The organism is Kordiimonas aquimaris (assembly GCF_025574485.1).
Lineage (GTDB): Bacteria > Pseudomonadota > Alphaproteobacteria > Sphingomonadales > Kordiimonadaceae > Kordiimonas > Kordiimonas aquimaris.
This window is the reverse complement of the sequence record NZ_JAOBPO010000001.1, coordinates 457,013-480,427: the sequence shown is the minus strand read 5'-3', so window position 1 is coordinate 480,427 and position 23,415 is coordinate 457,013. Positions and strand designations below refer to the sequence as shown.

Annotated in this window: 24 protein-coding genes and 1 tRNA gene; 14 read left to right on the top strand and 11 right to left on the bottom strand. The window is 48.3% G+C overall.

What is annotated here, in order from left to right; genetic code table 11:
* Positions 1 to 94 precede the first annotated feature (94 nt).
* Entirely contained in the window at positions 95 to 1,108 is a 1,014-nt protein-coding gene (gene trpS, locus OEU88_RS02330) for a tryptophan--tRNA ligase (protein WP_262693490.1), read from the top strand.
* A 139-nt stretch (positions 1,109 to 1,247) separates the two neighbouring features.
* A complete protein-coding gene (locus tag OEU88_RS02325; protein ID WP_262693489.1) occupies positions 1,248 to 1,874 on the top strand; it encodes a DUF4136 domain-containing protein in 627 nt (208 codons plus the stop codon).
* Positions 1,875 to 1,934: 60 nt separating this feature from the next.
* Here the strand turns inward: OEU88_RS02325 and OEU88_RS02320 are convergent, their stop codons facing one another.
* Together OEU88_RS02320 and OEU88_RS02315 are read right to left on the bottom strand one after the other, a co-directional pair.
* Positions 1,935 to 3,554 (bottom strand): tetratricopeptide repeat protein, encoded by a 1,620-nt coding sequence (locus OEU88_RS02320; RefSeq protein WP_262693488.1) that lies wholly within the window; start codon positions 3,552 to 3,554, stop codon positions 1,935 to 1,937.
* Positions 3,555 to 3,767: 213 nt separating this feature from the next.
* Entirely contained in the window at positions 3,768 to 4,673 is a 906-nt protein-coding gene (locus OEU88_RS02315) for an MBL fold metallo-hydrolase (RefSeq protein ID WP_262693487.1), read from the bottom strand.
* A 221-nt stretch (positions 4,674 to 4,894) separates the two neighbouring features.
* Here OEU88_RS02315 and OEU88_RS02310 point away from each other — a divergent pair, with 221 nt between their 5' ends.
* The 3 genes from OEU88_RS02310 to OEU88_RS02300 are packed head-to-tail and all read left to right on the top strand — an operon-like array spanning position 4,895 to position 8,643.
* The gene (locus tag OEU88_RS02310; protein ID WP_262693486.1) at positions 4,895 to 6,118 is read left to right on the top strand and encodes a D-alanine--D-alanine ligase; all 1,224 of its coding nucleotides are present in this window, start codon (positions 4,895 to 4,897) and stop codon (positions 6,116 to 6,118) included.
* A 3-nt stretch (positions 6,119 to 6,121) separates the two neighbouring features.
* The gene (locus OEU88_RS02305; RefSeq protein WP_262693485.1) at positions 6,122 to 6,889 is read left to right on the top strand and encodes an alpha/beta fold hydrolase; all 768 of its coding nucleotides are present in this window, start codon (positions 6,122 to 6,124) and stop codon (positions 6,887 to 6,889) included.
* Positions 6,886 to 8,643: a Mur ligase family protein gene (locus OEU88_RS02300; RefSeq protein WP_262693484.1), complete on the top strand. Its 1,758-nt coding sequence runs from the start codon at positions 6,886 to 6,888 to the stop codon at positions 8,641 to 8,643. The genes OEU88_RS02305 and OEU88_RS02300 overlap by 4 nt, the downstream gene beginning before the upstream one ends.
* Before the next feature lie 30 nt (positions 8,644 to 8,673).
* On the opposite strand, the gene OEU88_RS02295 is transcribed toward OEU88_RS02300, so the two are convergent.
* Positions 8,674 to 9,372 (bottom strand): tetratricopeptide repeat protein, encoded by a 699-nt coding sequence (locus OEU88_RS02295; RefSeq protein WP_262693483.1) that lies wholly within the window; start codon positions 9,370 to 9,372, stop codon positions 8,674 to 8,676.
* A gap of 205 nt (positions 9,373 to 9,577) precedes the next feature.
* Between OEU88_RS02295 and OEU88_RS02290 the strand changes: the two genes are divergently transcribed.
* Entirely contained in the window at positions 9,578 to 10,471 is an 894-nt protein-coding gene (locus tag OEU88_RS02290; protein WP_262693482.1) for an SDR family oxidoreductase, read from the top strand.
* 4 nt (positions 10,472 to 10,475) lie between these two features.
* Here the strand turns inward: OEU88_RS02290 and OEU88_RS02285 are convergent, their stop codons facing one another.
* Positions 10,476 to 10,979, bottom strand: a complete 504-nt coding sequence (locus OEU88_RS02285) for a universal stress protein (RefSeq protein WP_262693481.1) — start codon at positions 10,977 to 10,979, stop codon at positions 10,476 to 10,478.
* A gap of 64 nt (positions 10,980 to 11,043) precedes the next feature.
* The gene (locus tag OEU88_RS02280) at positions 11,044 to 12,066 is read right to left on the bottom strand and encodes a DUF2333 family protein (RefSeq protein WP_262693480.1); all 1,023 of its coding nucleotides are present in this window, start codon (positions 12,064 to 12,066) and stop codon (positions 11,044 to 11,046) included.
* Between the two features lie 177 nt (positions 12,067 to 12,243).
* Here OEU88_RS02280 and OEU88_RS02275 point away from each other — a divergent pair, with 177 nt between their 5' ends.
* Together OEU88_RS02275 and OEU88_RS02270 are read left to right on the top strand one after the other, a co-directional pair.
* A complete protein-coding gene (locus OEU88_RS02275) occupies positions 12,244 to 12,612 on the top strand; it encodes a DUF952 domain-containing protein (protein ID WP_262693479.1) in 369 nt (122 codons plus the stop codon).
* On the top strand, positions 12,605 to 13,675 hold the full coding sequence (locus OEU88_RS02270; protein ID WP_262693478.1) for a quinone-dependent dihydroorotate dehydrogenase: 1,071 nt from the start codon (positions 12,605 to 12,607) through the stop codon (positions 13,673 to 13,675). The genes OEU88_RS02275 and OEU88_RS02270 overlap by 8 nt, the downstream gene beginning before the upstream one ends.
* A 56-nt stretch (positions 13,676 to 13,731) precedes the next feature.
* Here OEU88_RS02270 and OEU88_RS02265 read toward each other — a convergent pair whose 3' ends face one another.
* From OEU88_RS02265 to OEU88_RS02255, 3 genes are read right to left on the bottom strand one after another with little or no spacing between them, the layout of a single operon-like run.
* Positions 13,732 to 14,253 carry a periplasmic heavy metal sensor gene (locus tag OEU88_RS02265; RefSeq protein ID WP_262693477.1) on the bottom strand — a complete coding sequence of 174 codons (522 nt, stop codon included), beginning with the start codon at positions 14,251 to 14,253 and terminating at the stop codon, positions 13,732 to 13,734.
* Positions 14,254 to 14,301: 48 nt separating this feature from the next.
* Complete coding sequence (locus OEU88_RS02260) at positions 14,302 to 14,814, bottom strand: hypothetical protein (protein WP_262693476.1); 513 nt, start codon at positions 14,812 to 14,814, stop codon at positions 14,302 to 14,304.
* A gap of 9 nt (positions 14,815 to 14,823) precedes the next feature.
* Positions 14,824 to 15,423, bottom strand: a complete 600-nt coding sequence (locus OEU88_RS02255; RefSeq protein WP_262693475.1) for a sigma-70 family RNA polymerase sigma factor — start codon at positions 15,421 to 15,423, stop codon at positions 14,824 to 14,826.
* Positions 15,424 to 15,650: 227 nt separating this feature from the next.
* Between OEU88_RS02255 and OEU88_RS02250 the strand changes: the two genes are divergently transcribed.
* A complete protein-coding gene (locus tag OEU88_RS02250) occupies positions 15,651 to 16,958 on the top strand; it encodes a UDP-glucose dehydrogenase family protein (RefSeq protein WP_262693474.1) in 1,308 nt (435 codons plus the stop codon).
* Entirely contained in the window at positions 16,949 to 18,301 is a 1,353-nt protein-coding gene (locus OEU88_RS02245) for an MATE family efflux transporter (RefSeq protein ID WP_262693473.1), read from the top strand. Before OEU88_RS02250 ends, OEU88_RS02245 begins: the two co-directional genes overlap by 10 nt.
* Here OEU88_RS02245 and arsC read toward each other — a convergent pair.
* Positions 18,298 to 18,642 (bottom strand): arsenate reductase (glutaredoxin), encoded by a 345-nt coding sequence (arsC, locus tag OEU88_RS02240; protein ID WP_262693472.1) that lies wholly within the window; start codon positions 18,640 to 18,642, stop codon positions 18,298 to 18,300. The genes OEU88_RS02245 and arsC overlap by 4 nt on opposite strands.
* A gap of 32 nt (positions 18,643 to 18,674) precedes the next feature.
* Positions 18,675 to 18,749: transfer RNA gene (locus OEU88_RS02235), tRNA-Gly, on the bottom strand.
* Positions 18,750 to 18,985: 236 nt separating this feature from the next.
* Here OEU88_RS02235 and metZ point away from each other — a divergent pair.
* The 4 genes from metZ to OEU88_RS02215 are packed head-to-tail and all read left to right on the top strand — an operon-like array spanning position 18,986 to position 22,949.
* Positions 18,986 to 20,194 carry an O-succinylhomoserine sulfhydrylase gene (gene metZ / locus OEU88_RS02230; protein WP_262693471.1) on the top strand — a complete coding sequence of 403 codons (1,209 nt, stop codon included), beginning with the start codon at positions 18,986 to 18,988 and terminating at the stop codon, positions 20,192 to 20,194.
* 1 nt (position 20,195) lies between these two features.
* On the top strand, positions 20,196 to 20,615 hold the full coding sequence (gene apaG, locus OEU88_RS02225) for a Co2+/Mg2+ efflux protein ApaG (RefSeq protein ID WP_262693470.1): 420 nt from the start codon (positions 20,196 to 20,198) through the stop codon (positions 20,613 to 20,615).
* A gap of 24 nt (positions 20,616 to 20,639) precedes the next feature.
* Complete coding sequence (locus OEU88_RS02220) at positions 20,640 to 22,088, top strand: TrkH family potassium uptake protein (RefSeq protein WP_262693469.1); 1,449 nt, start codon at positions 20,640 to 20,642, stop codon at positions 22,086 to 22,088.
* A gap of 60 nt (positions 22,089 to 22,148) precedes the next feature.
* On the top strand, positions 22,149 to 22,949 hold the full coding sequence (locus tag OEU88_RS02215) for a hypothetical protein (RefSeq protein ID WP_262693468.1): 801 nt from the start codon (positions 22,149 to 22,151) through the stop codon (positions 22,947 to 22,949).
* 20 nt (positions 22,950 to 22,969) lie between these two features.
* Here OEU88_RS02215 and OEU88_RS02210 read toward each other — a convergent pair whose 3' ends face one another.
* On the bottom strand, positions 22,970 to 23,383 hold the full coding sequence (locus OEU88_RS02210; RefSeq protein WP_262693467.1) for a tellurite resistance TerB family protein: 414 nt from the start codon (positions 23,381 to 23,383) through the stop codon (positions 22,970 to 22,972).
* Positions 23,384 to 23,415 lie beyond the last annotated feature (32 nt).

The window sequence follows — 23,415 nt, the reverse complement described above, 5'->3', positions numbered from 1 at the left end:
ACCAACACTAGAACGCTTGCCATAAGGCGCGAGTATTTCGTAACACAAGAGTTACTTTCTAGCCTGCGCAACCATTTCTATATGGAGACGACCTGTGACGACCCAACAACAAACTGCTGGCCGTGTTTTTTCCGGCGCACAGCCTTCCGGCAACATGCATCTTGGCAATTACTTGGGCGCATTTAAAAACTGGGTTCGCCTTCAAGACAACTATGAGTGCATATACTGCGTTGTTGATATGCATGCCATTACCGTATGGCAAGACCCGGCAGAACTGCAAAGCCAAACCCGCGAAGCAGCGGCAGCGTATATGGCAGCAGGCGTCAATCCGGAACAATCCATCTTGTTCAATCAAAGCAAAGTTGCCGGACATGCAGAACTCGCCTGGATTTTTAACTGTGTTTCCCGCCTTGGTTGGTTAAACCGCATGACGCAGTTCAAAGATAAAGCCGGTAAAAACAAAGAGAAATCTTCCGTCGGGCTTTATGTTTACCCAAACCTGATGGCGGCAGATATTCTGCTTTACAAAGCAACTCATGTACCTGTTGGCGATGACCAGAAACAGCATCTTGAGCTTACACGCGATATCGCTCAAAAATTCAATACAGACTTTGGCAAAGAGCTTTTCCCGCTTACCGAACCTATCATCATGGGCGAGGGTGCCCGGATCATGAGCTTGCGTGATGGTTCGAAGAAAATGTCCAAGTCTGACCCTTCCGAGTTTAGCCGTATCAATCTGAACGATGATGCTGACACAATTGCGCAAAAAATCCGCAAAGCCCGTACAGATGCAGAGCCTTTACCTGCAACAGCCGAAGGCCTGGACAGCAGACCTGAAGCTGCGAATTTGGTTGGTATTTATGCCGCGTTGATGGATCAATCCCGCGATGCTGTTTGCGCAGAGTTTGAAGGGCAGGGTTTTGCAGAGTTTAAAAAGGCACTAACAGATGTTGCCGCTGCCAAGCTTGCTCCTATTACTGAAGAAATGGCGCGCCTACAAAAAGACCCCGGATATATCGATAGTGTGCTTGCATCAGGCGGTGAAAGAGCAGCCGCAATTGCTGCGCCTATTCTAGCAGAGATAAAAAGCACAGTAGGCTTTCTCTGATAGTTATTTTCTATAGTGTCAGGACTGTTTGTTAAGTTGCGGTTCATATAGATATCGCTACAGTAATGCTTGATGGTGCCCTGATGAGTACGCGGCTGGGGCTGCTGCGCGCACATGTGTAAGCATAGGAAGTAGTATAATGAGTCAACAAATATTCAGAACCGCCACAATAGTTGTAGCGGCATTGGTTTTGAGCGCATGCGCAAGCAGCTTCAAAAGCAACGTAACAAGTTTTCACAGTGAAACGCCGCCTGCTGGCGCAAGAATAGCACTGACACCGCTGGATGAAAAACGCAGCGACAGCCTAGCGTTCAAGCAGTATGCAAATGACATTGTGCGCGCGGCGCAGCGTTCAGGCTTTGTTGGCGCAAACGGCGGAGAAGCAGATTATATTGTTAGCTTCGATGTTGCGGTTAACGATGGGCGTGAAAAAATTCGCAGTAATTTTGCTGGCGGCGGGTTTGGTGGCTTCGGCGGCGGGTTTGGTGGACCATTTTGGCACCCAGGCTTTGGCTGGGGCGGATACGGTGGTTTTGGTGGATTCGGGGGTGGCAACGTCTCATCCCGCACAATTTACCGCGCCGAGTTGCATATAGAAATTCGTAAACAGGACGGCACTATGGTGTTTGAATCAACAGCGGAAACAGACACACGCAAGCGCAGCTTGCCAGAATTGGTGCCATTACTGGCTGCAGCTATTTTTGAAGAGTTTCCCGGAGAACATGGCCGGACACGCCGAATTAAGCTGGACCTTTCAGCACAATAAGGTGAAAGCCAATAACCCATTTGCTTGATAAGCATAAACAAAAGCGGCTGAACATAATGTTTAGCCGCTTTTGTTTTGAGCCTCAGCGTCAAAAGTTGTTAGATACTCTTTAATCTGCTGTTTTGCATCAGGGTCTTCTGACGATATAATCGTACAATTAGGTGCCCAAGTAACAGCTGAAAAACCACCACCACCAGAAAAAGACCACCAAGGCTTTTCCGCTGCTATATAAATCGTTGGTTTGTTGGATGTAATTGCAAACATTTGCGTACTTGTACCTGGCCCAATCACGACATCCAGCACATCGATAAGCGCAAAGTTAGCTTCAATATCCTGCTTTAAATCAACATCATCAAACACATGCAGGTCAGGCATATTTGCGTCAATAAAACTGCGTTCTTCTTTGGTCATGCCATACTGAAGGGCGTAAAAGTCAACACCTTCCATTTGGATAAGCTGCTCAAAAAAAGCCACATCTACATATTCATTGCTTCTGCCTTGGCCAACTTTACCACTTCGCCATGAAACCCCGACCTTAAGCCGTGCTCCCTTTCGTTCTGTTTTCTTGAAAAAAGTGTCCCGCAACACCGGATCAGGCTCAAAGTAAGGCGCCGTGAGTTCAGGTATTGCCGCGCTTTCGGGCCATAGGTACCGCATGAGCGAGCCAGCTTGAACCGTGTAATCAATTACAGAGGCTTCAACAGCAGGGAAATTACGCACACGTGAGATACCGTCCACCGCATCTTGATAGGCGCCCACGCAGGCTTCTGGAAAGCTCCGCTCAAAGAGTGACACCAACCGCGGATCACAAGATATATATACCGTGTGTGCCCGCCTACACAGCTCTTTGAACAACAATGAAAAGAGTATCTCATCGCCTATTCCCTGCTCAGCTTGCACCAATATGCTCTTGTCGGACAGGTCTTCATTTTTCCAGGCCGGACTCATTGTCTGGACAGAGATTTTATCCTGCTGCAAGAGATGCCTATATTCATAGTGTTCGTAGCCCTCGCTTAGCTTCCCATCTCTAAACAGACAAAGTGCATACCCCAAATGAGGTTGAGGGTGTTCAGGGTCCAGTGCCATTGCTTTCTTGTACCAATGCTTCTGTTCTTCACCTTCAACAGAAAAACTTGCCAGATTACTGACAACCTGAAAGTCTTTAGGGTCCAGCTTGTGAGCTTCAGACCAGAATTGGCGTGCCAGATCATGGTTGCCCTGCATCATCATTATGGTGCCAAGTATATTCCAGAGGCGCACACTTTTGGGAAACTGGGGCAATATCGATTGCAGGAGAGCTGTTGCCTCGTCCAGTTCATCCAGCTGCATTAAGCTGGCGCAGTAATTGACATAGTAATTTTCATTATTTGAATTGTGCGATATTAAAATGGCACCAATTTTCTTTGATACACCATATTGTTCCATGCGCATCGACAGCATGAGCATGGATTCCAAAACATCAACATCCATCCCTCCTGCCGAGAAATAACCTGAGAGAATATCATAGGCTGCATTTAGTTGGTTATTATCAACGAGCAGCGTTGTTGCTGCTGTTACAAGCTTACTGTCCAGCGGCGCGGCTTTAACGACGCCGCGAATACTCTCAACAGCTTCATCTGGTCGGTCGTTTTGAAACTGGCCATGAGCGCGCTTAATGGCTCGTAATAAATTTGGTTCCATAATACGTCAAATTGCTTTTTGCTGGTGTCTGAAGGGTGCCCTCACTCATTCATAACTCATATCATGGATAACTACCATTAAGAGCCTTCCAGATTTGTAACCATTCTATTTTAAACAACACTTAACAATCACAATCGGCAGCAATATTACTTCGAACCTCATACCATTAAAAAAGGGGCCAAAAGGCCCCTTAATTTCCAGTGTTTGGCTTTTCTATAAGCTGTTAAACACAAACCCAATGTAGGCATTGGTCCAGTCAGCGCCGCCGCCTGTAATGGTTTCTTCATAGTCGGCAAGCGGTTTTGCTGCTCTTATTTCATCCAGCGTTTTACCGTCTGCTTTCAGCTTGGCCACACGGTCACGGCTATCTTCCAGCATTTTAAGATATGCGCGCAACCCTTCACGGTCTGTAACAGGGCCGTGGCCGGGGATTACCTGCGTATTATCATCCGCAATCGCAATTGCCGTTTTTGTCGAGCCAATCACACCATCAATGGTGCCACCACTGTCAACATCAATGAAAGGAAAGCGGCCGACAAAAAACGTATCACCCATATGCAAGACATTGTCTTTTTCAAATTCAACAATTGAATCACCGTCCGTATGAGCACGGCGCACATGATGCATGCGTGCTGTATCTCCGTTCAGGTGCAAGCTCGCCCGGTCATTAAATGTTACAACAGGCAATGCCGCTTTTGGCTTTGCCTCAGACCGCCGATTAAACGTCCGATTAAATGCACTTTGGCTCATCCGCACACGCACATTATCATGCGCAACGATCACGGTACCTTCTTTGCCCAGGTTTTCATTGCCGCCTGTGTGGTCACCGTGAAAATGGGTGTTGATCGCAAACCGTATTGGTTGGTCAGACAATTCCGCAATCGCTGCTTTAATACGCTCGGTAAGTGGTGCAAACTGATCATCGATGATAAAAACACCGTCTTCACCAACAGAAACACCAATATTGCCGCCTGCACCAAATAGAACATAAACTGTGTCTGTTAGTTTTTGTGTCGTAATTTTAACGTCATCAAAGTTGTTTTGTGCCAGCGCACTAACGGATAATGCCGTCATGCTAGCGGCCACGCCCATGCGTATAGCCCATGTCTTGAATGTCATGTGGTTCTCCTTGACCCTTTTATAACCCGCGCGTGCATTCTAGTGTTTGGATAGCAAGGGTCAATCCTGCTCACAGTGTATTGATATCCGGTGCAAACCCATGCCATCATAATGTCACGGTTGTGCTTTTTTATGTTTTCGCTTTGCGCTGCGCGCGCTTTTGGCTAAACCGGAACAGCTACACAACTAACCACTTTGAATATGCAGAAGAGATTCTTTTTATGGCGCCCAAAAAAGTTATCGCGGTTATTTTTGGTGGACGTAGTGTCGAACACGATGTCAGCATCCTGACAGGCCTTCAATTTCTGGAAGCGCTCGACCCAACACTGTATGAAGGGCTACCTATTTATGTGGATGGGCTTGGTGCATGGTGGACTGGCGATGCGCTGAAAAGTCGCAAAAACTACCCTGTGCGTGATCATGCGGCAAGTCTTGAGCCTGTCAGGCTTGACCTTGCAACACCTGCACACGGGCGGCCACGCTTAATTGGGCGCAAAAAGAACCTGATGGGCGAAAAGGCAATCTCTATTGAGTTTGACCTTATCGTGCCCGCTATCCATGGCTCCAACGGTGAAGATGGCACGCTGCAAGGCCTGCTTGAGTTCGCCGACATTCCATTTGCCGGATGCCGCACGCTTGGAGCGGCCGCAACCATGAACAAAGAATTTGCCAAAGCTGTAGCGCGTCAGCACATGCTTAATGTGCTACCTGAAGTAACTATTCAACGCCCGAAAAAAGGCATGTTTCTTGAGCCAGAAACACTAACAGTCGCGCTGTCAGAAAACCTGGGTAAAGATCCGTTTCCACTTATTGTAAAGCCAAGCAACCTGGGCTCCAGCGTCGGTGTATCAAAAGCAACAGACATGGACGCGCTCATCGCTTCTTTAATGACGGTATTTCGGCTAGACAAGTCAGCTATTGTTGAGCCGTTTGTCGACAACCTCGTAGAATATAATATTGCGGTGCGCCGTGCACCATCCGGCTCAGTTGAAACCTCTGCAATCGAGCGGCCGCTCAGTGAAAGCGATGTTCTTGATTTCAAAAACAAGTACCTTGCAGGCGGCACACCCGGAGGACCTAAACTGGACAGTGGGCCCAGTGAAGGCATGGCTTCATTAAACCGCGTGTTAAACCCTGAAGAGCTGACAGCCGCGCAGGAAACCGTTATCCGCGATACCGCGATTAAAGTTTTTGAGGTGCTTGATCTCGCCGGCTCTGTCCGTATCGACTTTTTATGCGACAGCAAAACAGGCGAACTATGGTTCAATGAAGCAAACACAATCCCTGGCTCATTTGCTTATTTTCTTTGGGAAGCCGCAACTAGCCCTGTTAGCTTTCTCGCGCTTGCAAGCGCTATGGTCGATGAAGGCTTTCGTCTATCCGCAGCACGTCTCGGCACAACAGATGCGGCCAGCAGCGGCGCCACTATTTTTAATCAAGGTTAACTTGTGACAAAAACCACAAAAGCAACAGCGTGGCACAGCACAACAAGCGGTGATGACTCACCGTCATATGTTTGGCTACATGGATGGGGTCAGGACAGCCGCGCTTTTGACAGGCTTCAACCCTTGCTAAATGGCAGTGGAAAACATCAACGCTTTGACCAGCCTGGCTTTGGCAAGACACCGCCAATGGAAAACAACCCAGGCACAGCAGAATATGCAGATACGCTTGCAGATATCCTGAAAGGAAGCGGTCCCCATATATTCATTGGTCACAGTTTTGGCGTGCGGGTCTCCATTCAAATGGCGGCCCGGCACCCTGAGCTTGTTCAAGGCATCATTGGTATTGCCGGTGCCGGATTAAAGCGCAAACGCTCAACTGCATTCAAACTACGCGCTTTTTATCTCCGGACGCTTGGTAAGCTAGCCCACCTTAGTGATCAAATTCTCGGCACCAAGATGCGAACACGTTTTCAGGAAAAGTTTGGTAGTGCAGATTATAAAAATGCAGGCATACTGCGCGGCACATTTGTTAAAGTTGTGAACGAAGACCTGACATCGCAGGCGCAAACATTGAAATGCCCTACATGTTTGATATATGGCAGCAATGATACAGAGACGCCGCCTGAATTTGGCCAGCGCTATGCTGAAATGATACAAAACGCCGAGTTTCACGAACTACCCGGTTTCGATCATTGGGATATCATGACGCGCGGCGCATACCAGTGTGAAGCTGTGATGAAGCGATTCCTAGAGAAGGTAGCAACACCATGATTGAAAGTGTTGGACTGGACAACACAACAGCCCTGCTTTTTGGCGTATTCGCTATTTTATGCCTTTGGTTCGCTTTCGTGCGCGGCAATGCTTTCCTGATGTTCTTCCAGCAAGAGGAATACGATAATCCGCGTTTTGTTGTGTGGCTGAAAGAAAAACGCGCTTACGATATTACTGCCACCATCGTGTTAATTGCTGCAATTATCGCGTCGGCAATGACACAGTCAGATACAGCATCGGAAAGCTTAAACACTGCAGCGCGCACATTGATACCTTTCGCTATTGCAACCACCGCAATGATAGCTGGTGTATTACGCTCATACAGCACCAGTAGAAACAACAAAAAACCGCTCGTGGTCACTGACCGTGTAAAACGCATTCGCTATATTTATTTGCTCCTATTGCTTGGCTTGTTAGTCGCTTTTCTATATGTCGCCACATTAGCGCCATTCGGTGCACATTATAGCCTGACAATAGAAGACGACCCATCAGGCTGGTTCGATACTTTCCGCTTTTTAAACGCCAGTTACGATTGGCGTTTAACAGCGTTGCTTGCGCTAACAATTGTGCTTGTCCAGCTACTACCTTTCCTGATTATTGCCGCAAACAAAATTCTTGAGCCCGCTGAAGAACGGGTCAAAGCAAAGTTTCGGGCAGAGGCCGCTGAAAAGTTTAACCGTCTGAAGCCCACCGTAATTGCCATCACGGGTTCATTTGGAAAAACCTCCACAAAACATATTCTTGCTCACATTATGGACGCTGCAGCACCAACAATCGCCACACCAGGCAGCGTCAACACCGAGATGGGTATAACGCGCATTATCCGTGAAAAACTAACTGAACAACACCAGTATTTCATTGTTGAAATGGGCGCATACGGGCCCGGCTCCATCGCTCGCCTATGCCGCTTAACGCCTCCTAATGTAGCACTTGTAACAGCCGTGGGTGCAGCCCACTATGAGCGCTTTAAGACACTGGAAACTGTTGCCAAAGCCAAATTTGAAATAGCAGAAGCGGCCTTTGCGCAAGGAGGGCAGGCTGTCATTAATGCTGACGGTATAGAGGAAAAACTGCGATTAGAGCGTATGCAAGCTGTGCCCGGTGACTATACCGTTGTCGGCAAGGAAGGCGATGTACGTTTGATCGATTATAATATGACCAAACAAGGCCTTGTTATTAGTGTAGCAGACAAAGACGGCGAGCATACGCTCAAGGCACCCATCTTCGGCCAGCATCAGGCAGAAAACATCTTGATGGCTGCCGTTACTGCGCGCGCAGTAGGCCTGCCATGGTCTGCAATTAAAGGAGCGCTTGCATCCTTGCCGCAAATCCGCTTTCGACTTGAAGTTTCACAGTCAGCAGGATCACCGACCATCATCAATGACGCTTACAATTCAAACCCTATTGGGTTCGCGGGTGCGCTTGAATGCCTTGACGTTTTGGTTGAACAAGAAGGGCGGCGCATTCTGGTTACACCGGGCATGGTAGAGCTCGGCGCATTGCATGATAGCGAACATGCTCGCCTCGGCGCTTTAGCTGCAAAACATGCAGACATTGTATGTGTTGTTACACCAGACCGTATTCCAACCTTTGTCAAAGGCCTGGAAGGTGCAAATAACGGGCAAACTACGGTTATGCAATTCGCGACGCAGGAAGACGCTGAAACGTGGGTTAAAAACAATTGGCGTGCTGGTGATGCTGTTCTTTTTGAAAACAACCTGCCTGACTTATACGAAGCAACCGTAAAGTTTTAAGCCGCTGAGCCTTTTCCACTCTAGCTTTGCTTATTTCGCTACATCAATACGTTCAAGATTAGCGCGCGCAGCATCAGCATCAGACCCTGTTTCGCTCAGTGCCAGTACTTTTAGCCATGCCTGCCGTGCCGCGGGCTTGTCGCCTTCGGCGTCCTTCAAGTTGCCTAACTCAAGAAACCCTGCCGGATCATCCGGATAGGTTGCCATATATGTTTTCAATGCTGAAGCGGCCCGCTCGTAATTTTCAATACCTCGTGCAGCAGACGCAAGCAGTATAAGAATATCAAGACGGTTACGGTCTACAGCCCACACAGCCTCAAGCTCGGACAGCGCAAGTGTGAAGTCCTCATCGGCAGCAGCTATACGTGCACGGTCGATACGCAGCTCCCGCTCCAGTGTACTATGTTCAGGAACGATAGACAGCGCTTGGATAATAGCTGATTCCGCTCGCACTAATTCGCCGCCCAAAAGCCATGCGTTCGCTGCTTGCCCGTATGTGTCCGCCAGCATGGCTGCGCTTGCTGTAGCGCGTTCATCACCACGCACAGGCATCCCGCGGCCAATACGCATATCTTCTGCTATACCTTCCAGGCGGGCTGCTGCTTCGCTATATTCCCTCGCAAAAAACAACCCTACTGCTTCGCAGTGTTTTGCTGGTACACCGCCGTTCACCAATTGCCATTCAAGCGCCATGTTGATACCCCTGTCAGGCGCGGCTTCAGCTAGCATGAGGCACTTTTCATATTTTGCCCCATCAATTGTAGCTCCACTATCTTGCGCAAAGGCTGACAGAGAATAAAAAGCATGTATGCTGACAAGCGCAACACTAGCAACGATACAGTGCCACTGTTGTTTTTGATGTTTTTTATAGTACATAGGTTTCATGCAGCGGACACTGCGCAAAAGGCATGGCAATTTCAAGGCGAAAAAGAAGATGGAGACGCAAACAGGCGAAGCACCACACTTATTGGTTTTGGGCCCCGGCTACAGTGCTGCTCCTCTTATGGACCGCACCCAGCGAGCTGGTTGGCGTGTCAGTGCCACATGGCGACGGCAAGAACGGGCCGCAGAACTAGAGGACAGTGGCATTAAGCCTGTTGCTCTCACCAAAGAAGCTTTTGCCAAAGACGGACCTCTCTCATCCGTAACCCATGTTCTTGTTTCTATTGCGCCGAACAAAGACGGTGACCCTGTACTTACAGCTTTATCAGACCAACTTGAAAAATTACCACTGATTAAATGGATTGGTTACCTGTCCAGCACAAATGTTTACGGCGATCATGGTGGGGCTTGGGTTGACGAAACATCAACAACGAAACCGAGTCTCGACCGCGGTAAGCGGCGATTAGAAGCAGAAGAAAACTGGACGGCGCTCGGTACGCGAATTAATGCAGTTGTTCATATTTTTAGATTGGCAGGTATATACGGGCCCGGCAAGAATGCCATTCGCTCAGTAATGGACGGCAAAGCGAAACGTACAATAAAACAAGGACAGGTTTTTGGGCGCATACATAGAGACGATATTGCCTCAGCGTTATGGCTTGCGGCCAATTCAGACATAATAAGCACTGTATTTAACTTAACCGATGACTTGCCTGCACCACCGCAAGACGTAATAACAGCTGCATCGCAGCTCCTCGGCGTTGCCCCGCCACCGATAGTTGCTTTTGAGGACGCAAACCTCAGCGCTATGGGGCGCAGTTTTTATGCAGAAAATAAACGCGTCAGAAATATAAAAGCCAAGCAAGCATTAGGTTGGCGACTTGAATATCCAGACTATCATCAAGCATTACCCAAGTTATTGGTGGACGAAATCTGTCGTATCTAGGTTTTTAAGCGATTGCATCCACTTGATCATACGTCATGCTACCTGGAACCAGCATAACCGGACATTTCATGTCATGAATTGCCGTACCTGTAAAATAGTCCACAAGTGGGCCGGGGCCACCATCACTGCCCGCACCCAGAACAAGACCAAACAAGTCATCGCGCGACTGCATATATTTGGTTAGCTCTTCTGGTGGCTCACCGTCCACTACAACTGTTTCTGGTGTAACACCGCAGTATTCATGTAATTGCATAGCAACATCAGCCAGCATTTGTTCAGCTTCTTCATATGCTTCTTCCCGCATACGGTCAGCCACCGCCATCCAGTGTTGGAATTCACCGGGTCGAATACAATGAAACAGAATAAGGCCGCCGCCAGTGATATGTACTGCGCGTGCCGCCGCGAACCGGATCGCCACGTTGCATTCCGGTGAACCATCCACCACCACAAGTAATTTGCGGTGTCTTTTTTGAACCGGCCTTATTGGCCCATGAATATCTTCAACCACCCTTTACCCCTTTGTGCCAATAGATTGGCAGCAGATCAGGTTGCATGCAAGGCCTGATCATACCTTATTTTAGCAGAATGTTGCTGACTTCTTTCAACTGGGTACGCGCGCGCAACAGATAAAAACCCTGCATAGACAAATGGTTGGCGATCACGCCATCAACAGCTCCGTTGGAAACAAGCAGCGGGTCAAGTGTGGCAGCTGCAGACATAGAGCGCAGCAGTTCATCATATAAAGCGGCGATTTCCCGGTTTTCAATTACCTTGGAAAAATCCTTACGAATCGCTGTCAGCAAAACTGTGTAAGCATATACCTGCCCTTTAATCTGATAGAACAGGTCATCCGCCCCAAAATCAGGTAATACACCGCCAGCATTGTCTGTAATGTAACGATCTAAAGCGGCTGACGAAGCACCGAGGTCAAGAGCAATACGCTCTAGCGTTGCCAATAAGTTGTCTGAGCGAACATCAAAAACAGACTGGCCAGCAGCTAGTTCTGCATTATAAGCATCAAGCTGTGTAAGTGCTTCACGAAAATAAGCATCAGATGGCCGGGTTGGCAGCCAACTTGTGCCAAAGTCCATTATCCAGCGCTCTGGCTCAATAGAGAGATTACTAGCAGCTTTCTCCAGATTGGTGTCTATTGAGCTGGAACCACGCCTACGCCCCAATTGATCACGCAATTCAAAAGAGAAACGTGACAAAGCGCCCATAATGCCCTTTTGGAAGTTAGGTGTATTATCGAGCCACCAGCCGGGCAGAAATACAGGATCGTTAGGAGTCCAGTTATGCTGATCAGCTTCGCGGCGCACAAGTTTTGACACCACAGCTACTGTCTCTGAACCACCGGCGGGTGCAGCGCTTGATACAAGGAGGTCATCATCAATACGATGAACAAGCATCATACCTATCAGTAAGTAGACGATGAACAACAACGGCAATGCAACAGTTACCCTGCGCCACGTTGAAGCTGAAACCGTTTGTAGCCAACCGCCAAACCAGCGCCAAACCACTCTTAAGCCAGTAGCTATACGAGTCATCAAGGCAAAAAATCGCTCCTTGATCCACAACCATATTTCGCGCGCCATACAGTATCTCCCTAGAGTGCATCATACTCTATAACGAATATTTAGTCCTTAATGTCGTGTCTCATACATTGTAAAACAAGGTTTGGGCCATGAATATGACGTTATTTTGGTGCAGTAGCACTATATCAAGTATGCTTCGCCCTTGCCTCCACAACAATCGACGCTTATTGATCACGCATGGAAAATTGGATTTTTAAAATTTTACGCCCTGCCGAATGGGCGGCGGCAAAGTCCAGCAAAACGTTTGCAGGCGCACCCATTGATGTAGTGGATGGATATATTCATTTTTCAACGATTGATCAGCTGCAGGAAACCGCTAACAGGCATTTTGCTGATGTCGAAAAAGTCTATATTCTGGCATTCAATACTAAAACCTGGCGTGCTACAGATTTAAAGTGGGAACCATCACGCGGTGGAGACTTGTTCCCCCATCTATATAGCACGCTTGACGCAAGCCTCCGTGATAAGGTTTGGGAATTGAACAAAACCCAGGCCGGTCACCTCGATATAAACATCATTCACGAATGGACAGCCGAACATGCTTGATTTCTACCCTCTGGCAAAACCTGTTTTTCATTCCCTTGATCCAGAAACAGCGCACAACCTGACAATTAAAATGTTGTCGCGTGGGCTCACTGGGAAAATTGGTCGTCCTCAACGTTTTGATCGTCTGAAAACAAATGTTTTTGGCTTAACTCTCAGCAACCCAGTCGGACTTGCTGCCGGGTTTGACAAAAATGCCGATACACTGTGTGGCTCTCTTGCTCTTGGTTTTGGATTTGTAGAAGCTGGCACCGTTACACCCAAGCCACAATCAGGTAATGACAAGCCCCGCCTGTTCAGGCTTACCAAAGACAAAGCGGTGATTAACCGTTTTGGATTCAACAATAACGGTCTTGAATATTTTGCAGGAAAACTTTCAGCACACAAATGCCCCAATGGTGGTATTGTCGGCGCAAATGTGGGGGCAAATAAAGACGCAACCGACCGCACCGCAGACTATGAAACCGGCGTGCGCCGTTTATATGGTTTAAGTGATTATTTCACGGTCAATATTTCAAGCCCAAACACACCAGGCCTCAGGGCACTACAGTCCAAAGCGGCACTGGAAGACTTAATCAACCGCGTATTGGATGTACGGTCAGAAAAAGTGGCTGAAGGGTTGGCTCGAATACCCATTTTAGTTAAAATTGCGCCAGACCTGACCGACGACGATATCCGCGATATTGCGGACATCACGCTATCAACAGAAATTGATGGACTGATAGTCAGCAACACGACAATCGAAAGACCGCAAAGCCTCAAATCCACCTCGAAAGAAGAAGGTGGCGGCTTGTCCGGTGCGCCGCTAATGGAACCATCAACAACTATGCTTCGGCGTGTTTATCAGGCAATCTCTGGCGCTAAACCTTTAATAGGTGTTGGCGGCATCGCAAGCGGGCTAGATGCATACTGTAAGATAAAAGCGGGTGCATCACTGGTTCAACTATATTCCGCACTTGTTTACGAAGGGCCGGGTTTGGTTGAAAAGATAAAGTCAGATCTCAATCGCTTGCTGCGTGAAGACGGTTTCTCAAACATCAGTGACGCTGTTGGAAAAGACTGTTAAGTCAGCAAATATCACGCCTTTAGCGCTCGTGATGCCTTAATATCTCAATCAGGCGGCTATCGGCGGCGCGGACCAAACCCATCACCCTCGTGCGGTGGTGGCGGTCGCCGCCCGTCTGCACCGCGACCTCTGCGATGCGGCGGCTTAAACAAATCATCAGCGAGGGCACGGCGTGTTTCAGGGTCAAGCGTTGCCATAAAATCAAATAACTTACGCTGAAGCTTAGCACGACTTTCCGTTACAAGCGTTTCATGTTCGGCAATGAGGTCTTGTAACTTTTTCTGGTTTATTTCTTCTGCACGAAATACAGCGCGTATTTCTTCCTCATTTTGACGCAAACGCCTCATACTGCGTCCTATTTCACGGCGTTCGCCGTCAAGGAGGTCACGCATCGCTGTGCGCTCGTCATCACTGAGGTATCGCCCAAGTGCGCGCGCATTTAGCCCTTCAGCATGCGGCGGGCGTCCATTTTGCTTCCCTCCAATGAGGTTTTTGCCGAGCGACAGGCCCACCATGAATATATTGACCGCAATAGACAGAGCTAGCGCAATGGCAACCCATTTCGTCTGCTTACTCATTACACTCCACCTCCTACTAAGGCGACATGATAAAATATAATCAAAAAGCTAACCATCGATTGAAAACTCCGTACTGCTTACCTCAAAGAGACCAGCGCTGATGTCGTAATCATTAAACGTGTCGGGACCTTGCCCGGCACCAACAAGTACGCCGATGCCCATAAGCAGTGCCACGGCCAGTCCCTGTGTAGCAAGCCCGGCCGGAGACCATAAACGAGCAGGATCGAATGCATCATCAATAAAGGACTCGATCTTTTGCAAAAAAGTCTGTGCCTCAACGCGTACAGGTGAAAGGTCTTGCGGATATTGATCAGGAATTGCCTGCAGACGTGCCAAAAAATTAGTGGCATCTGTTTGTAGTATCATTTCACTTTCCCCTTCGTCAGGCCGCAAGGCGGTTAACATACGATCAAAAGCCGCAATATTCTGTCCCTTTGGTGTGTTCAGGAACACAAGTGCACGCGCGCGGTCTGCAGCGGGCCATAATGCAATATCAACACCGTGCACTGCGGCGCATGCATCATAATCTGCTTCAGTCATAGGCGTATGTTGCTTACTCATCCCTGTCTCCTATCCAAACACCGAAAGCAGGTTATCTTTTTCCGCTTTCAGCATATCTCTCATTTTGGCACGCGCTCTCACCAACAGGCTTTCAAATGCTTTCACATTTAGCGCCATGATATCAGCAGCATCATTGTTTGAGTAACCATCAAGGTAACTCAGTGTTAGTGCTGTTTTCTGTCGATCCGACAAATTTTCCATAGCAGCCGCAAGCCTTGCCATATGTTCACTTTGTTCAACCGTGCGGTCTGCTTGCGGCCGCGTATCTGCCGCCTCATAACCTTCAGGCAACGACACTGGCTTTTTCTGGCGCTTTACATCAAGAGCACGGTTCACCACAACGCGGTGAAACCATGTGGTAAACTTTGCGCGTCCCGCGTCGTATGCGTCTGCCTTCACCCAAAGCTTAACAAAAGCGTCCTGGACAACTTCTTCAGATTGCGTAACATCCCCCAGCACCCGATTTGCAATACTACGAAACCGCAGCGCATGCCGTGTGACTAAAATAGAAAACGCCTGACGATCGCCAGACTGTACACGCACAACCAGCGCTTCATCGGCAATGCCGCCTTCTGTCTCCGGCGATGTTTGCGTCTGTGTTTGTGCCACGTGACACACCTTATCTTTGTGCCTCTATTCAGCCACAAGTGATGGGCAATTATCTGTTTTACGAGTCAACTAACAGACGCCCTTCGGTTTATTCTAATATAAAGCAAACTATTTGCTCTAAAATTATAGTTCAGTTGGCTTACTATCTGCGGTATCACATCTTGGTAACAGAAATAGACTATGTCGCAGAACAGACAATTAGTTAAACCGATTAGGAATAGTACGGTATGAAAATCGCAGTTATTGGTACAGGCTATGTAGGTCTTGTTTCAGGAACATGTTTTTCTGAGTTTGGCCATCAGGTTGTATGCGTCGACAAAGATGCAGCTAAGATTGAAGCATTAAAAAACGGAATTATTCCTATTTATGAGCCAGGCCTTGAACAAATGGTGGCGCGCAACCACGCAGGCGGCCAACTAGATTTCACGACCGATCTTAAAACAGCGGTTGATGGTGCCGAAGCGGTCTTTATCGCTGTTGGCACACCTAGTCGTCGTGGCGATGGTCACGCAGACCTACAATATGTTTATGCCGCAGTTGATGAACTAGCCAACTACATCAAATCTTTCACAGTGGTCGTCACCAAATCTACTGTGCCAGTTGGTACTGGTGCAGAGATAAAAAAACGCTTGACGGCAAAGCTGGACAATAGCTTGTTCAGCGTTGCGTCCAATCCAGAATTTTTGCGTGAAGGTGCGGCCATTGAAGACTTTATGCGACCGGACCGCGTAGTTGTTGGTGTCGAAAACGAAGAGGCAAAGGCCGTGATGCATGAGCTTTACCGGCCACTATATATCAATGAAACACCAATTTTATTCACCAAACGTGAAACAGCAGAAGTTATCAAATATGCTGCCAATGCTTTCCTCGCTACCAAAATCAGCTTCATCAATGAAATGGCCGACCTTTGTGAGGTAGTAGGTGCTGACGTACAGGAAGTATCAAAAGGCATCGGCCTCGATAAACGCATTGGCTCCAAGTTCCTGCATGCCGGGCCCGGTTTTGGCGGCAGCTGTTTTCCCAAAGACACACGGGCGCTCGTTCATTCCGCCGACAGTCATGGTGTTGAGTTACAAATCGTGCGCTCGGTCGTTGATGTGAATGAACGCCGCAAACCTGCCATGGCCGACAAAGTGGTAAAAGCATGTGGTGGTAATGTTAGCGGCAAACGCATTGCGGTGCTGGGCCTCACATTTAAGCCAAACACTGACGACATGCGCGAAAGCCCTTCACTTGACATTATTCCCGCGCTGCAAAAAGCAGGGGCAGATATTCATGCCTATGATCCAAAAGGCATGGCAGAAGCAAAGCACATGCTAGAGTGCGTATCATTTCACGAGGAAGTATATGCTCCTATGGAGGAGGCCGACGCTTTAGTTATTGTGACAGAATGGAACCAGTTTCGTGCCCTTGATATGGCGAAGGTTAAGTCACTCCTTAAAACACCCACAATTGTTGACTTGCGCAACATATACGCCAAAGCGAATCTGGGCAGCAACGGCTTTACTTACGTTGGAATTGGACTTTGCACATAAGCGGGGGCGCTGGCAAAGCATCCATTCATCAGCCTAATCGCCAAATATGGGCGATTGCAGGGCCGGCTATCATTGCCAACTCTTCAACACCTATAGTCGGGCTGGTTGACACATGGGCAATTGGCCACTTGCCTGGCGCGGTTCACTTAGCTGCGGTTGGAGTGGGAGCAACTGTTTTTTCGTATGTTTTTTGGGCTTTTGGCTTTCTACGTATGGGAACAACCGGGTTGGTTGCGCAAGCAAATGGCCGTAAAGACATAGACAGCATTATTCGCATAGTGGCGCGGTCGCTTGTTTTTGGCAGTTTCGTGGCGGTATGCCTTATTGCGCTTCAGGCTTTATTGTTCCGCGCAAGTATCGCAGCCCTTGCGCCACCTGACACAACCGTCACATTATATGCAACTTACTTTGATATTCGCATATGGTCCGCTCCGGCAATCTTGATCATATACGGTATTACCGGATACCTGATCGGCGTTGCGCGCGCAAAAGCAGCCCTTGTTTTACAACTTATTCTCAACACGGCGAACGTCGGGCTTAACTTACTGTTTGTGCTCGGCCTTAATATGGGTGTTGAAGGCATCGCCCTTGGGTCTTTGCTGGCTGAATGGCTTGCCGCTATCTCTGGCCTGACAATCATTGCCCGTCATTTCGGCGCTCGACGACTTGCCACAGAGTTTTGTACATCTGCATTTTGGCGACTACGAGGATTTTTTGAGCTCGCCCAAACCAATGGCTATATTTTTGTGCGCACATTATTATTGATGACCGCCTTATCACTTGTTACGCGCGAAGCAGGCTTAATCAGCGAACAGGCACTAGCCGCCAGCCACGTCCTGAACATTTTTATGCTTTTGATAAGTTTGGGCCTCGACGGTTTTGCATATGCCGTTGAAGCATTAGCGGGCGCCGCTTACGGCAAGGGTGCAAAGCGAGAGTTTGCTTTCTGGGTTAGCGCAACCAGCAAATGGGCCCTGTTTGCCGCACTTTTATACACCATCATATTCTATGTTATGGGCGACACCATTATAGCATTATTGACTAACAACGCAGATGTCCGCGCCGCAGCAGAAAGCGCATTAATCGCTATTATCTGGCTACCTTTCGCATCTGTGTGGTGCTATCAGCTGGACGGCATCTTCATTGGTGCCACAGCAACGCGCGCCATGATGATGACCATGGCAATATCTTTCATTGTCTTCATAAGCATAGCAGGTGTCCTTTCAGTCAACTGGGGACTGAAAGGTTTGTGGACTGCTGTGGTTATCTTTAGTGCTTGCCGCGGAATAACACAGATCATTTATTATCCTTACATTCTGCGCAAACTAAACCCCAAGGCTTAAAGAATTTCAAGAACGCTTTCCGGCGGACGACCCAGAGCCGCCTTCTCGCCGTTGATAACAACGGGGCGCTCAATCAACTTCGGCGTATTAGCCATTGCTTCGATTAGGGCATGGCCTGACTTTTCTGCCAAACCTTGCTCTTTGTATTCAGCCTCACCTTTGCGCATTAATGCACGGGGGTCATCAAGACCTAGCATCATCAGCGCCGCTTTAATCTCATCAGCCGTTGGTGCGTTTTCCTGGTAAAGGCGGATATCCGGCGACAATCCTTTTTCTTCTATAAGTGCCAGTGTTTGACGTGATTTACTGCAACGTGGGTTGTGCCAAATAACTAAAGACATCGGAGACCTCTTGATGTTTACGATACGACAAATGGAGCGGGTGAAGGGAATTGAACCCTCGACACCGAGCTTGGGAAGCTCGTGCTCTACCACTGAGCTACACCCGCATTTGTCTTTGTTTTACAGGCGATACACGGTTCTGGCAAAAGGATAATTTAAATGCTCATCAATTGCTACATGGCCATGCTTTAGCTATTAAAACTCGGGCTTACATAAGCGATGATTGCTCTAATAAATCACAACCTAAACACAAGGCAGGGGTTGACGCGGCTTCCCTCTATGGTCAACGTGGCGCAGATAAAGTCAGGCGCGGTGTTTTGCGCCCTAAGTTGGAGACGTAACCATGAAAGACCGCACAGGCAAAGACCGCAACATAACCAGCAATTGGGCAAAGCAAACCCAAATGGTGCGCGCAGGCTCTATGCGATCCAACTTTGACGAAATGTCGGAAGCACTGTTTTTAACATCTGGGTTTGCATACGAAACCGCTGAAGAGGCAGAAGCCCGCTTTGATGGCAGGGCCGAAGGGTTTACTTATTCTCGCCAAACAAACCCAACCGTTGCCATGTTTGAAGAGCGTATGGCGCTGCTGGAAGGAGCGGAAGTTGGCCGCGCCACAGCAACCGGTATGGCCGCGATGACGGCTTCGCTGCTTTCATGCTTGCGCGCGGGTGATCATGTTGTGGGTGCGCGGGCATTATTTGGGTCATGCCGCTGGTTGATGGATGAGCTACTTCCTCGCTATGGGATAGAAACCACAGTTATTGATGGCCGTAGCCTCGATGCATGGCGATCAGCCGTAAGGCCAAATACAAAAGTATTTTTTTTAGAGACACCGGCAAACCCGACACTGGAAATAGTTGATTTACGTGCTGTCGCAGACATTGCGCATGAAAACGACGCCAAACTTGTTGTGGACAATGTTTTTGCAACTCCCGTTTTGCAGCGCCCGCTCGAGTTAGGGGCAGATGTTGTTTGCTATTCAACAACCAAGCATATCGACGGGCAAGGGCGATGCTTAGGTGGTATTGTTCTGTGCGATAAAAAATTTGATGAAGATTATCTTTATCCATTCTACCGCCATACGGGATGTGCGATGTCCCCCTTCAATGCATGGGTGATGCTAAAAGGCATGGAAACACTGGGTTTGCGCGTTCATGCCATGTGTGATGGTGCAGAGATTGTTGCTGCTGCAATGGCAAAGCGAGTGAAAGATGTGCGCCACCCTGAGCTTGCTACGTTTAAACAGCGAGACCTTGCCATGTCGCAAATGGACCGCGGCGGTACAATGGTTGTTTGTGAGCTGTCTGGTGGACGGGAACAAGCCTTTGCGTTCCTGAACGCACTCGAACTTATTGATATATCAAACAATTTAGGGGACTCGCGTTCAATTGCGACACACCCCTGGAGCACAACACACAAGGCACTTGCTGAAGAAAAACGTCTGGAGCTTGGCATTACACCTGGCTTGCTGCGCATTTCCATTGGCCTGGAAGACCCTGCGGATCTTGTAGACGATATATCAAACGCCCTTGATATTGCGGGGTTATAAAGTGGAAGACCTGTTATCAGATGTCATGACCTTTGAGGCTGTAACCGATGGCATTCGTGTTGCCGTTCAATCCTACTTTTTAGATGACCAGTCTGAACCGTCAGAAAACCAATATGTGTGGGCTTATCGGATCAAAATTATGAACGAAAGCGAAAAGTCTGTTCAGCTAATGGCGCGGCAATGGGTGATTATTAATGGTGAAGGGTTAACGAAAGAGGTAAGCGGTGAAGGTGTTATTGGTGAACAGCCTATTATTCTTCCCGGACAACATTACGTATATACAAGTGGTACACCTCTCACTACAGCTACTGGCTTTATGCGCGGCCAATATGAGATGCAAGATGAAAACGGCGATCATTTTTTTATTGAGATACCAAACTTCTCACTAGATAGTCCATACTATGCGCTAAACGTCAACTGACGCTTTTAAACATGAGGCACATGGATGCTTGATCTGCGCCCCGTACTGTTTGCTCTTGGTTCGCTTGTTTGCATGTTGGCAGGCGGCATGGCTGTACCTGTCTTGTTTGATGTATTAGCCGGCAATCATGATTGGGAAATCTTTGTTTTATCAGGGTTTCTGACCATAACTGTTGGCGGCATGTTTATGCTGGCCAACCGCGGAACCGGTGATGCCCTTAATCTGAGGCAAGCCTTTCTGTTAACATTCCTTGCATGGGCTGTGTTGCCTGCATTTGCAGCATTACCGCTTGCGTTTTCTGAACTTAGCCTCAGCTATACAGATGCTTACTTTGAAGCCATGAGCGGCCTCACCACAACAGGGTCCACTGTCATTTCAGGTCTGGATAATGCACCACCCGGCATTCTTATCTGGCGCGCGCTATTGCAATGGTTTGGCGGCATTGGAATTGTTGTAATGGCTGTCGCCGTTCTGCCTATGTTGCAAGTTGGTGGTATGCAGGTTTTTAAAGCTGAAAGTTTTGATACTGTTGAGAAAATATTGCCACGTGCTGGCCAAATTTCTGCTGTTATTAGCGGGGCTTACGTCTCATTAACCGCCATATGCATGCTAGCCTACCTTCTGGCAGGTATGGGGGCATTTGATGCCCTTGCGCATGCAATGACAACCATTGCAACAGGCGGGTTTTCAACATCTGATGCATCAATTGGTAAATTCGACAGCTTTTCAATCGATATGCTCGCGACATTCTTTATGATCGTTGGATCCATACCCTTTATCCTTTATTTACAAGTATTACGGGGCCGGCCCATGGCTTTGTGGCGCGATGAACAAGTACGCGGCTTCTTAAAACTAATATTTTTCTTATGCTTCTCTGTTGTTAGCTGGCTTATTATCTGGAAGGGTTTTTCGCTCTACGAGGCAGTACGATATGGCCTTTTTAATATCATCTCCATATTAACCGGCACAGGTTATGCCACCACCGACTACAGTCAGTGGGGTAGCTTTTCAGCAACACTGTTCTTTATGGTCATGTTTATTGGCGGGTGTGCAGGGTCTACAAGCTGCGGGATCAAGATATTCCGCTTTCAGGTTCTGCTTAAGTCGATGAAAAGTTGGATCGACCATATCCTTCAACCAAACGGTGTTTTTGTTGCCCGGTATAATGGTCGGCCTATTCCTCTGGATGTGCGCAACTCCGTTATGAGTTTTATGACTTTATTTTTGGCAACCTTTCTCGTGCTGACCCTTGCCATCTCAAGCACAGGCACAGACTGGATCACGGCGCTGTCCAGTGCAGGAACAGCGCTTGCCAATGTCGGGCCCGGCCTCGGTGAAGACGTTGGACCAGCCGGTTCCTTTGGGGGGCTTACGGACACCGCCAAATGGCTAATGTCAGTTGGTATGCTGGTCGGACGCCTCGAGCTGTTTTCTGTCTTGGTGCTTTTGTCACCACGGTTTTGGCGTGCCTGAATATTATCTTCTTTGCGTCTGTTATGCTGACGTTCATGTTGCGGTGTGTAAAAAGCCAAAATGAAATTATGGATCGTTATTTTTCTTTATGCTGCTTCTTCACATGTAAACGCATCTGAAGACTCCGCTGCACATGCATTGAATATTGGTGATTTTGAGCGCGCGCGCGCATTGGGCCGCGCCGCAGAAACCGCACATGGCTTCACAGTTGCTTGTCGTGCCGGCATGTTAATTGGCGGATATCAGGAAAGTGGCAGTGCGGCTGTCCGCAGTCTACATGATGCCATAAGTGATTGCCGGCATGCCGTTACCCTTGATCCACAAAATATAGATGCCCGCATTACGCTTGCCATTGGCGTTGGCTTCGAAGGCAAACGTTTCAAAAAACCAAGCTTGGCTAAAAAGTCCCGCAAATTATTGGAACAAATATACAAGGACTTTCCGAATCAGCCTGCCGCACACGCAGCAATAGGAGGGTGGCACTCTGAAGTATCTGCCGCGGGTTTTCTCGCGCGTGTATATCTGGGTGCTAGCCGATCAAAGGCAAAACAATATTTTGCAGAAGCTGTTATGATGGGAGAAACAGGTCTGCCCTTTATGTTGGAATACCTGAAGCTACTAGCTCGCGGCGGCACCAAAGACCGCCAGCAAGGGGCTGCTCTGGTCGAGCAACATATGCGGAAACCCGCAATAACTGCTATTAACCGCCTAATTCAGGATAAAACAAAGCCTATCATTAAGGCGTTAAAATCAAAGGATAAAAAGGCCATAAAAAAAGCAATTGCCGCAGCAACTGCTTTCAATGGAATTGAAGCTTGGCGCGATATAGCCCCGCTTAACCTGGATTCTATTGAGCCCTGAGCCGCGGTAGTATCACCATTTTAAGCAACAGATTTTTGACGCGCAGCAATACCGCGCTCAATCGCAGCTGCCGTTAATCTATCCACATTCAGGAAGTGTCTAATCATCTCAAGAAGACGCAACTCTTCCTGCGTCAAATTACCATCGGATGCCGCCACTTCACAGGCCAGCGCATAAACAAGGTCATGATGCGTGTCAGGAACGGCTTCATCAACAAGACCCAGCACAGCGTCCAAGCCCTCTTCACTTTGCAAAAGTGCAATACATGTATCTGTATCCGTACGCAAACGCTCCACGTTATAGTTACGGAACGCTGGCAAGTATCCGACGATACCTGTCATCCGAGTCAACTCGCTATCTGACATTTCATCATCAGATGCAGAAACCGTCACCATCGTATAAACAAGCGCCGTTTCAGGGCTAATTGTTGACATAAGTTTTCTCCTTTTCAGGCACGCTAATTGGT